General features: G+C 67.8%; 3 protein-coding genes. All 3 read left to right on the forward strand.

The window, feature by feature from the left end; all coding sequences use genetic code 11:
• A partial coding sequence (locus tag AC2VOG_RS20030) for a D-arabinono-1,4-lactone oxidase (protein WP_486941571.1) occupies nucleotides 1–144 on the forward strand: 144 nt, incomplete at its 5' end.
• Nucleotides 145–927, forward strand: coding sequence for a decaprenylphospho-beta-D-erythro-pentofuranosid-2-ulose 2-reductase (gene dprE2, locus AC2VOG_RS20035; RefSeq protein ID WP_486941569.1), 783 nt, complete (start codon nucleotides 145–147; stop codon nucleotides 925–927).
• Nucleotides 928–2012: arabinofuranosyltransferase (locus AC2VOG_RS20040; RefSeq protein ID WP_486941570.1), on the forward strand; the 1085-nt coding region annotated here is incomplete at its 3' end.

Genomic DNA, 2012 nt, shown 5'->3' on the forward strand with positions numbered 1-2012 from the left:
TACACGGCCAAGGACTCGCGGGTCAGCGCCGAAGCCTTCCACACTATGTATCCCCGCATCGACGAGTGGATTGCGGTGCGCCGCAAGGTCGATCCCACCGGTGTCTTCGTCTCGGACATGGCCCGACGTTTGGAGTTGCTGTAAATGGTGCTTGACGCGGTCGGAAACCCCCAGGCCGTCCTGCTGCTCGGCGGCACGTCCGAGATCGGGCTGGCGATCTGCGAGCGCTATTTGCGTAACGCGCAGGCCCGAATTCTACTGGCCGACTTGCCCGACCATCCGCGCAAAGACGAAGCCGTCGCGCAGATGAAGGCGGCCGGCGCCAAGTCGGTCGAGTGGATCGACTTCGACGGCGTCGACACCGACAGCCACCCGAAGGTGATCGACACCGCCTTCGCAGGCGGAGATGTCGACGTGGCGATCGTGGCGTTCGGACTGCTCGGCAACGCCGAGGAGTTGTGGCAGAACCAGCCCAAGGCGGTCCAGATCGCCCAGATCAACTACACCGCAGCGGTTTCGGTCGGTGTGCTACTGGGCGAGAAGATGCGCGCGCAGGGCTTCGGCCAGATCATCGCGATGAGCTCGGTCGCCGGTGAGCGGGTGCGCCGGTCGAACTTCGTCTACGGCTCGACCAAGGCCGGCTTGGACGGCTTCTACCTGGGCCTCGGAGAAGCGTTGAAACCCAGCGGTGTTCGCGTCCTGGTCATCCGGCCGGGTCAGGTGCGCACCACAACCACCCTCGAGCACTGGAAGTCGACCGGCGCCAAGGAGGCACCGTTGACCGTCGACAAGGAGTTCGTCGCGGAGTTGGCGGTCACCTCAGCCGCCAAGGGCAAAGAACTCGTCTGGGCGCCGGGCCCGGTCCGCTATCTGATGAGCGTGCTGCGCCACATCCCACGGCCGATCTTCCGCAAGCTGCCCTTCTAGATGCGCAACGCGCTGGCCACCGTCGGCCACCTGGCGATCGCGGCGGCGATCGCGACGGCGGTCTCGGTGGTGTCGCTGACGGCCATCGCCCGAGTGCAGTGGCCCGCCTACCCGTCGTCGAACCAACTGCACGCGCTCACCACGGTCGGCCAGGTCGGCTGCATCCTCGGAATACTCTGCGCCGGTTGGGTTTCCCGACGCGGCCGACGAGCGCTGGCCCAGCTGCTGGCGCTGGTGTCCGTGTCGGCGTTCGCGGTGGTGACGCTCGCGATGCCGCTGGGCGCGACCAAGCTCTACCTGTTCGGGATCTCGGTGGACCAGCAGTTCCGCACCGAATACCTGACCCGGTTCACCGACAGCCCGGCGCTGCACGACATGACCTACACCGGCCTGCCACCGTTCTACCCGCCGGGCTGGTTCTGGGTCGGCGGGCGCGTCGCCGCGCTGACCGGCACGGCCGGTTGGGAGATCTTCAAGCCGTGGGCGATCACCTCGATCACGATCGCGGTCGCCGTCGCGCTGGTGTTGTGGTCGCGGATGATCCGCTTCGAGTACGCGCTGACCGTCACGACCGCGACCGCCGCGGTGATGCTGGCCTACGGCTCGCCGGAGCCGTACTCGGCGATGATCACCATGCTGCTGCCGCCGGTGCTGATCCTGGCGTGGTCGGGTTTGCGCGGCGGCACCCGTTCGGGCGGTTGGGCCGCAGTGGTCGGTACGGGGTTGTTCCTCGGCGCCGCCGCGACCTGCTACACGCTGCTGCCTGCCTACGGCGCTTTCACGGTGGCTTTGATGGCGGTGGCGGTGGCGGTGGCACGCCGGCGCGACGGACTCAAGGCCGCGCTGGATCCGCTGGTCCGACTCGTCGTCATCGGCGCCATCGCGGTGGCGATCGCGTCGGTCACCTGGTTGCCGTTCCTGCTGCGCGCCGCCCACGATCCGGTCAGCAACAGCGGCAGTGCCTTCCACTACCTGCCGGCCGACGGCGCTGAGTTGACCTTCCCGATGCTGACCTTCACCTTGATGGGCGCGCTGTGCCTGCTCGGCACGCTGTGGCTGGTCGTGCGGGCACGGACGTCGGTGCG

The sequence above is a fragment of the Mycobacterium sp. TH-M11 genome (assembly GCF_057473725.1).

Excerpts from the sequence above, each read along its gene's own strand:
- dprE2 (WP_486941569.1), top strand. The coding sequence starts at position 145 with ATGGTGCTTGACGCGGTCGGAAACCCCCAGGCCGTCCTGCTGCTCGGC.